Below are 6,890 nucleotides of genomic sequence, written 5' to 3'. Positions count from 1 at the left end.
GCGCAGACTCCAGCCGGCGCACGGAAACCGTGCCGGGGTCTTCCTGGTAGAGCCGTTGCAGGCGGTCGGCATCCTGCCGCGCCTTGCGCTCGTTGGCCTGGGCGGCGGCCAGCGAGGCCTGGGCCGAGTCGATGCCGGCGGTGCTGGCGCCGATCTGCCGGCGTACCGTGTCCAGGTCTGCCTCGGCGCGCTGCAAGGCGATCTGGTACTGCTCCTGATCCAGCTCGAAGAGCACGTCGCCCTTGCGTACCTCCTGGTTGTTGCCCACCGCCACGCGCTTCACCTGGCCGGCCACCTCGGCGCTCACCGGGACGACGTACGCCTGCAACCGTGCCTGCTGGGTGTAGGGCGTGAAGCGATCGGCCAGCAGGTACCAGACCAGACTGACGACAATCAGCAGCAGCACCAGGCGCATGCCGCGATCCGGTGCGGACTTGCCGGGAGCGGGAGGCGAGGGCGGTGCCGGCGGCGTAGCGGGGGTGTCACTCATTTCGGGCTTCCTTGATCCTGGGCGGCGGGGGCGGGCTCATCGAGCAGGTCGCCCCAGTCGGTGCGTTGCTGCATCTGTTGCCGGGTGACGGAATCGATGGGCGCGCGCTGGCTGTCCCAGCCGCCGCCGAGGGCCTTGTACAGCGCCACCAGGCTGCTGACGGCGTTGCCCCGGCTGACAAGATAGCCATCCTGCTGTTGCAGCAGCAGTTGCTGGGCATCGAGCACGCGCTGGAAGTCGGCGAAGCCTTCGCGGTATTGCGAGGAGGCAAGGCTGAGGGAGCGCTGCGCGGCCTGCGACGCTTGTTCGCGGATTCCGGCGCTCTGCAGCGAGCGCACCAGCCCGCTGGCGGCGTCGTCGGCTTCACGTGCGGCGTTGCGTACGTCCTGCTGATACAGCTCGATCAGTTGCTGCAGGCGTGCGTCTTCCACGCGCACGGCATTCTTGCGCCGGCCATAGTCGAAGGGATTCCAGATCAGGCTGGGGCCGGCGGCGAGGTTGAAACTGTCGGGCAGGTTGCTGGCCGAGACGAAGCTCCAGCCGAGGCTGCCGATCAGGCTCAGCGACGGATAAAGATCGGCCTCGGCGACGCCCACCAGCGCCGACTGCGCGGCCACCGCCTGTTCGGCGGCGCGGATGTCCGGCCGCCGTTGCAGCAGGCTGGCCGGCACATCCTGGAGGATCGCAGCGCTGGGCATCGGCAACTGGCCGTGGCGCGCGAGCAGCTCGGGCATCTCGCCCGGCGGACGGCCGAGGAGGGCGCAGAGGATGTTGCGCAGGGCGTTTACCTGGTTCTCGAATTCGGGGATGGTCGCCTTCGTCGCCAGGTATTGGGTGCGTGCCTGCTGCCAGTCCAGTTCGTCGTTCTCGCCGTGGCGGAACAGCCGCTCGGTGATCTCCAGGCTGCGCTCCTGGCGCCTGGCGTTCTCGCGGGCGATGTCCAGCCGGGCCTCGGCGGTGCGCAGGCCGAAGTAGGTGTCGGCGACCTGCGCGCGCAGCAGCACCATGGCATCGGCGTAGTTGGCCTGGGAGGCGAAATACGCCGCGTCGGCGGATTCGATGGCGCGGCTGAAACGCCCCCAGAAGTCGATCTCCCAGCCGACGTCGAAGCCGATGCTGGACTGCCAGAACACCGAATCCCGTGCGCTGGGTGCACCGTGCTGGTTCTGTTTGAGGTAGAGGCTGTCGGCGCTGATCTGCTGCAGCTGCGGGTAGCGCCCGGTCTCGGCAATGGCCAGCTGTGCGCGTGCTTCGGCGATGCGCAGGCCGGCCACGCGCAGGCTGGTATTGTGCGCGTCGGCCTCGGCGATCAGCGCATCCAGGGTCGGGTCGCCGAACACCATCCACCAGCGGCTGAAATCCGGCGCCGCCGCCCGGTGTCCGGCCTGGTCGAGCATGGCCGTGCCCCACTCGTCCAGCCACGGGACCTGCGGCTTCTGGAAATCCGGGCCGACCTGGGTGCAGCCGCCCAGCAGGGCGGCGAGCAACAGGGTGCAGCGTCTGGCGCGCTCTGGCATGGCGTTCCCTGGGTCACTCGGCCGGCGTGGCCGGCTTGTCCATCTTCGGCACCTGCTGGTCGACCCATTCCCAGAACAGCTTGTAGGTCACCGCGAGGATCACCGGGCCGATGAACAGGCCGATGATGCCCTTGACCACCATGCCGCCGAGGGCGCCGATCAGTACCACCGGCATCGGCACGTCGACGCCGCGCCCCAGCAGCAGGGGCTTGAGCACGTTGTCGGCGAGGCCGGCGACGAAGATGTAGATGGCGAAGGCGATGGTGGTGCCGGTGAAGCCTTCGGTGCTGAGCACATAGATGATCACCGGCAGGGTGACCAGGCTCGCCGGGGCCTGGGCGATACCCAGCACCAGCACGATCAGCGCGAGGATGCCCGCACCCGGTACGCCCTTGATCACGAAGCCTATGCCGATCAGCAGCATCTGGATGAAGGCGATGCCGATCACGCCCAGTGCGACGGCGCGGATGGTGGCGGTGCAAAGGGCGGCAATGTGCAGGCCGCGCTGTTCGCCGGAAATCCGCAGCGCGATGCGTTGCGCGGCGATGGTGCCCATCTCGCCGAAGGCCATGATGATGCCGGAGATGATGATCGCGCCGATGAACAGCAGGAAGGCGCCGCCGGCGCTGGCGGCGGCCCCCAGCAGCATGCGCCCGGCGTCCTTGATGTTGGGCATCAGGCCGCGCAGCACATCGCTCAGGCTGGTGGAGGCGGCCAGCCAGAAGTCATACACGCGCGGGCCGATCAAAGGCCATTCGGCCACCGAGGGGGAGGGCGCCGGCACATTCAGGGTACCGCTCTTGAGAATGCTGCCGACGCTGTCGACCGAGTCGGCGATGGACGTCGCCATCAGGTAGATGGGTGCGATCAGGACCAGCAGCACGAAGAGCACGATCAGCGTCGCCGCGTGGCCGTCCTTCAGGCCGGTGCGCGCCTTCACCCAGCGCAGCACGGGATAGAGGGTGACCGCGAGGATCACCGACCAGAGCATCAGCTCCAGGAAAGGCTGGAACACCTCGAAGGAGAAGATCACCAGCGCGGCCACCAGCCCCGCCTTGATGAGAATGTCGAGCATGCCCTGGGAGAGGGTGCCGTCGAGCTTGAATCCTGGTTGCATGGCTGTTCTCCTCAGGCGGGACGGTCATTGCGCGGTTCGGCGCCTGGCTGGGGTTGTTCCTGGGGCTGTTGCAAATCCTGCGTGGCGGTCGGTGTGACGCCGGCAAGTGCGCTGCCAGGGCCGTCATCGTCAAAGCGGCCGCCCGGCTCGTCGTCGCGCCCCTGGCGATGCAGTTCGAGCAGCGATTGCACTTCCTGCTGCTGGTAGCGATGTACCCAGGACGCGGCCTGCTGCTCGCTGATGCCCAGCTCGATAAAGGCCCGACGGGCCATCTCGAGGCTGGAGTGAAAGGTTTCGCGCACCGGATTGGCTCCCCGGTCGAGCAGTTGCAGGACCTGCTGGCGGTTGGCCGCGCGGGCGATCACACGGGTCTGCGGGTACAGCCGGGCGAGGGCGTCCACGGTGTTCAGGTTGATCTGCGGGTCGTCGGTGGCGACTATCACCAGCTCCGCCTCGCCCACCTTGGCGGCATGGAGGATTTCCGGGCGCGTCGGGTCGCCGTAATAGACCGGCACGCGGCCTTCCTTGCGCTGACGCACCAGGGCGTCCATCGAGGTGTCCAGCGCCACCACCGGCACGCCCTGGGATTGCAGCAGGTTGGCGACCACCCGGCCCATGCGGCCCAGGCCGGCGATCACCACGCGGGGCTCATCGCTCACCTCCGGCGGCCCGTCCGGCACGGTGGCGGCGGGCGCATCGCCACGAATCTGCCGCGCAAGGGCCATCATTACCAACGGCACGACCGCCATCGACAGCGTGATGACCAGCACCAGCAGGTCATGCACCCGCTGCTCCAGCAGGCGGTGATCCAGCGCCAGCTTGAACACCACGAAAGCGAACTCGCCGCCGGAGGCCAGCACCACGCCCAGGCAGATCGCCTCGGAGCGCTGCAGGCCACCGGCGAAACGCCCCAGGCCGACCAGCAGCGGCAGCTTGATGCCCACCAGCAGCAGCGTCAGCCCCAGCACCAGCAGCGGCGCGCCGACCAGCAGGCCGAGATCGGCGGTCATGCCCACGCCGACGAAGAACAGGCCGAGCAGCAGGCCCTTGAGCGGTTCGATCTGCGATTCCAGTTCATGGCGGAACTGCGACTCGGCCATCAGCATGCCGGCGAGGAAGGCGCCCAGCGCCATGGAAACGCCGACGTGCTCCATGATCCACGCGGTGCCCAGCACCACCAGCAAAGCGGTGGCCGTGGAGAGTTCGCGCAACCCCGAGCCCATCGCCCAGGTAAAGACCGGGCGGAGCAGGTAGCGGCCGCCGAGGATCACCACGCCGATGCCCACGGCGACCGTCAGCAGCGGCCGCACGCCTTCGTTCGACGGATCGCCGCTACCGGCCAGCAGCGGCACGACGGCGATCAGCGGAATGGCGGCGATGTCCTGGAACAGCAGGATGCCGACGGCAAGCCGCCCATGGGGCTTGCCCAGTTCCTTGCGCTCGGCCAGCACCTGCAGGCCAAAGGCGGTGGAAGAGAGCGCCAGGCCGACGCCCAGCACCACGGCCGCGGCGGGCGACTGTCCGAACAGGAAGAATGCGATGGCGCCGAGCACCAGGGCGGTCAGTCCGACCTGCAGCGAACCCACGCCGAACAGCGAACGGCGCATTGTCCAGAGACGGCGCGGGGACAGCTCCAGGCCGATGATGAAGAGCAGCATCACGACGCCCATTTCCGAAAGGCGCGCGACGTTTTCCGGATGGCTGACCAGGCCCAGGACGGATGGGCCGATCAGGATGCCGGCCAGCAGATAGCCGGGCACGGCGCCCAGCTTCAGGCGCTGCGCCAGGGGTACGAGGATGACGACCGTCAGCAGGAAGATTACCGTCGCCTGCAGCAGGCTCCCGTCATGTGGCATGAATCAGCCCTCTTGTGGTTCCTTGCGGGCCTTTCGCGGCCCTGTCCATTGCGTCCGACGCGGAGTGCTCCGCTCGGCTGATTCCTGGCTGCCACGTCACCCGTGCTCCCCGGAATGCCTGAAGGAAAGCGAGCAGGGGCCTGTCTGTGAAACGAGCGCACCGATCTGGCACTCACCGCGAACAGGTGCCTTCCAGAGGAGGGCATCGTCGTGTGCTGTCGGGTGTGAACTGAGTATGGGTGATCCGCAGCTTTTTGCCGGCCGGCGAGAGTAAGGCGGCTTCGCTCCTGTGGAAATGCAAGTCCAGCAGATTCAAATACTTACGAGGAGGCTAAAGCTTCCAGACAGGGCCGTAGGTGCCAAAGCAGGCATTGGACAGCGCCTGCGGACGGACGCCGTGGGTTTCGTAGCCGCCGTATTCGTTGATTTCCAGGGTCAGTTGCGGCGTGAGCTCCTTGCCGCTTTTCAGGCGGACGCTGTCGAACACCTGCAGCTTCTTGCCGGTATTGACCACGCTGGTCTCCATCCAGGCATCCGCCGTACTGGCTTCGTCCAGGCGTGCGAGCAACGCGTTATAAAGCGGCAGGTAGCGGCCATCGGGAGCCTTGCAGTCGATGTTGATCTTCTTCACCAGGGCCTCGGCTTCGGCAGAGCTGAAGAACAGTCTGCCGCCGACGTTGCGCTGCAGCTTGCCGACGTAGGTGTCGTCGCCTGCCGGGACGCTCGTGGGCGGCTGCGGGGAAACATCTGCCAGGCAGGCTCGCCGGCTCTTGTAGAAGGTGTGGGAAACCCGGACGCCCGTAGGCTTGTAGATGGCCGAGGTGATCAGCACATCGCCGTTGGCGCTCAGGTGATCGCCATCGGGAACGTAGTCGCCGGCATTGCCCCAGGGGCCGTCGGGCAGCCTTTGAGGCCATTCGACGCAGCTCGCTGGGGAAGTATCGGCGCGCAGCTCGAACAGCGGACCTTGAAGGAAGGCCGCGGGGCTTTGGGCGGAAACGAAAAGGGGCGTCAGGCACAGGCAGGAAGCAATGAACAGGCGAATCCGATTCAAGAAGCGTCTCCTTGTTGCCTATCGGCGGTCCGACAAGCCATACGCCCAGAAGGATAGCCGGGCTTCTAGCAAATGCTGTTCGAAGTTCGCGCTGGATTTACGCTCATCGATCGCCACTGGGAGCGAGTGGAGGCCATGGGCTGCGCCGCTGGCACAATGCAATCATTGATTGTTCGGGAGCGTTGCTGGAAGATTTTTCGTTCAGCTCAAGAAGCAGAATCCTACGGAAGGGGTTTCACATTGTCGCTCTATCGCCTCAACGAAGCGGACCTGGACATTCCCGATGCCTGGCAGGACCAGAGCATCAATATCTTCAAACTGCCCGCCAATGGTCCGGCCCGGGAAGCCAGCTTCGTCATCAGCCGTGATGCCAGCCAGGGCGACGCGTCGTTCGCCGAGTACGTCAGCGGCCAACTGGCCAATGCCGAAAAGCAGTTGCCCGGCTTCAAGCTGCACAAGCGCTGGGATTTCAACATCCATGGCCACGCCGCGGTGATGCTGGATTACCAGTGGCAGCGCGAAGGCCGCGATCTCATGCTGCGCCAGGTGTTCATCGAGCGCCGGCCGGCCGTGCTGATCACCACCCTGACCACCACGCCCCACGACCTGCCGCACCATGAAGCGGCCTGGAAGCAGGCGATGCAGAGCCTGGTACCCCAGCCGACCACCGTTTGAGTACGACGCATGGATGCGCAAGCTGCAGCTCGCCTGGGCGATGAGATCGCCCATGGCTTCGGTGTCGCCGCGATGGTCGCGGGGGCGGTGGCCGGCGCCCGGATAGGGGCCGCGGGGGTGGGCGCCACCGCGGTGGGGTTTTAAAAAAAGCGGGCCCCCCCGCGGGGCGGGGGGGGGGGGG

The 6,890-nt window shown here is 66.7% G+C and carries 6 protein-coding genes; 1 reads left to right on the top strand and 5 read right to left on the bottom strand.

What is annotated here, in order from left to right; all coding sequences use genetic code 11:
* The 5 genes from ACCC94_RS26485 to ACCC94_RS26465 form a co-directional block, all read right to left on the bottom strand.
* Positions 1–490 (bottom strand): biotin/lipoyl-binding protein (locus tag ACCC94_RS26485; protein ID WP_413352582.1); only part of this gene is annotated, 490 nt, incomplete at its 3' end.
* Positions 487–2,007: an efflux transporter outer membrane subunit gene (locus ACCC94_RS26480; RefSeq protein WP_413352581.1), complete on the bottom strand. Its 1,521-nt coding sequence runs from the start codon at positions 2,005–2,007 to the stop codon at positions 487–489. The genes ACCC94_RS26485 and ACCC94_RS26480, both read right to left, overlap by 4 nt.
* Before the next feature lie 13 nt (positions 2,008–2,020).
* Positions 2,021–3,124, bottom strand: coding sequence for an AI-2E family transporter (locus ACCC94_RS26475; protein ID WP_413352580.1), 1,104 nt, complete (start codon positions 3,122–3,124; stop codon positions 2,021–2,023).
* Between the two features lie 11 nt (positions 3,125–3,135).
* Positions 3,136–4,980: a monovalent cation:proton antiporter-2 (CPA2) family protein gene (locus ACCC94_RS26470; protein ID WP_413352579.1), complete on the bottom strand. Its 1,845-nt coding sequence runs from the start codon at positions 4,978–4,980 to the stop codon at positions 3,136–3,138.
* A gap of 331 nt (positions 4,981–5,311) precedes the next feature.
* Positions 5,312–6,034 (bottom strand): hypothetical protein, encoded by a 723-nt coding sequence (locus tag ACCC94_RS26465; protein WP_413352578.1) that lies wholly within the window; start codon positions 6,032–6,034, stop codon positions 5,312–5,314.
* Positions 6,035–6,274: 240 nt separating this feature from the next.
* On the opposite strand from ACCC94_RS26465, the gene ACCC94_RS26460 reads away from it, so the two are divergent.
* Entirely contained in the window at positions 6,275–6,709 is a 435-nt protein-coding gene (locus ACCC94_RS26460; RefSeq protein ID WP_413352577.1) for a DUF1795 domain-containing protein, read from the top strand.
* Positions 6,710–6,890: the final 181 nt, after the last annotated feature.

This window comes from Pseudomonas sp. Pseusp97, from assembly GCF_047304025.1.
Taxonomy (GTDB): domain Bacteria; phylum Pseudomonadota; class Gammaproteobacteria; order Pseudomonadales; family Pseudomonadaceae; genus Pseudomonas.
The sequence above is the reverse complement of the archived record's forward strand: the minus strand, read 5'-3'. Positions and strand labels throughout refer to the sequence as shown.

What these genes read in the sequence shown, in the direction of transcription:
- ACCC94_RS26470 (WP_413352579.1), bottom strand. Translation starts at nt 4,980, where the DNA reads ATGCCACATGACGGGAGCCTGCTGCAGGCGACGGTAATCTTCCTGCTG.
- ACCC94_RS26475 (WP_413352580.1), bottom strand. Translation starts at nt 3,124, where the DNA reads ATGCAACCAGGATTCAAGCTCGACGGCACCCTCTCCCAGGGCATGCTC.
- ACCC94_RS26480 (WP_413352581.1), bottom strand. Translation starts at nt 2,007, where the DNA reads ATGCCAGAGCGCGCCAGACGCTGCACCCTGTTGCTCGCCGCCCTGCTG.